This is a genomic window from Vibrio sp. Vb0888, from assembly GCF_033338835.1.
GTDB classification, from domain to species: Bacteria; Pseudomonadota; Gammaproteobacteria; order Enterobacterales; family Vibrionaceae; genus Vibrio; species Vibrio alginolyticus.
On record NZ_JAWOTL010000161.1, the window covers coordinates 1 to 1,316 of the forward strand.

Genomic DNA, 1,316 nt, shown 5'->3' on the forward strand with positions numbered 1-1,316 from the left:
TTAATTTGACTTACACGTGTTCGCTGATATTCTAGCGAACAGTTGTTAGCTCAAAGTTAGGAATACCTCCGTGAATCAAAACAAACCACCATTTATCTGGTTGAATATATTGATTTTTTCAGCCAGTTTTGTTCTAACGTTTATTGTAATGCCTTGGTACGCATATCATTATGGACTGGGCTGGGAGCACTTGATTTGGGGTATCCTTGCATTCAGTTTCACTAACCTGTCGATTACTGCGGGATATCATCGCCTTTGGAGCCATAAAACTTACGAAGCTCATCCTGTATTACGTGCAATTTTCGCGATTGGCGGCGCTTTTTCTCTCCAAAACAGTGCATTACACTGGTCTTCTGATCACCGAGTGCATCACAAACATGTCGATAACAATGACAAAGATCCCTATTCCGCCAAACGTGGCTTTTGGTATTCACATATTGGCTGGATGTTGCGCGACTACAATAAGTCTAAAGAAAATGAGTACACCAATTGCCGCGATCTAAAACGCGATGGGATTGTGATGTGGCAACACAAGTATTACGTGCCGTTAGCTTTGCTGACTAATATCGGTTTCCCTGTAGCTTTGGGTCTTATCTATGGGGATGTTTGGGGAATGCTGCTGGTTGTTGGCGCAGCTCGCCTGTTCTTGAGCCATCACACAACCTTCTTTATTAACTCTTTGGCGCATGTTTGGGGCAAGCAAACTTTTACGGACAAAAATACGGCCCGCGATAACGGTGTCTTAGCCTTCTTTACCTTTGGCGAGGGTTACCACAATTTTCACCACATCTTTGAGAATGACTACCGCAATGGTGTTTATTGGTGGCACTACGATCCAACTAAATGGCTGATCAAGTCTTGTTCTTGGTTGGGGCTGACGTCCAAGCTTCGCACTACATCAACTTTCCGAATTGAAAAAGCGCGAGCAACCCAGTTGTTGAAGAAAGCGAAAGAGAAACTGGAGTCCAAACCCAATGCGCAAACAGTTCTCGATCAACTTCAGCAAGAGTTTGATGCATTGGTTCACCATATGCAGGAATACTACGAAGCACGCAAAGAGTTGCTCGGTGAAAAAGCTGCGAACGTAGTGAAGAAATACGAGTGCTCTGTATCGAAATTGAAGTATCAACAACTTAAAACTGAGTTTGAGCGTCAACAACGTAGTTGGAACTTGATGATCCGTCGTTACGCATAATGCATTAAGTTGCTGAATAAGCCCCGCTTAGTCGGGGCTTTTTGTTTATTTTAGCCGTTACAAATGTGATCTAACTCGAATAATGCTTTTCGATTACTTTTAATTATTTCATCTGCATTTC

Annotated in this window: 1 protein-coding gene; it reads left to right on the forward strand. The window is 42.8% G+C overall.

Going from position 1 to position 1,316, the window contains the following annotated elements; all coding sequences use genetic code 11:
• The first annotated feature begins 70 nt into the window (after nucleotides 1-70).
• Entirely contained in the window at nucleotides 71-1,195 is a 1,125-nt protein-coding gene (locus tag R7P72_RS24690; protein WP_318110924.1) for an acyl-CoA desaturase, read from the forward strand.
• Nucleotides 1,196-1,316 lie beyond the last annotated feature (121 nt).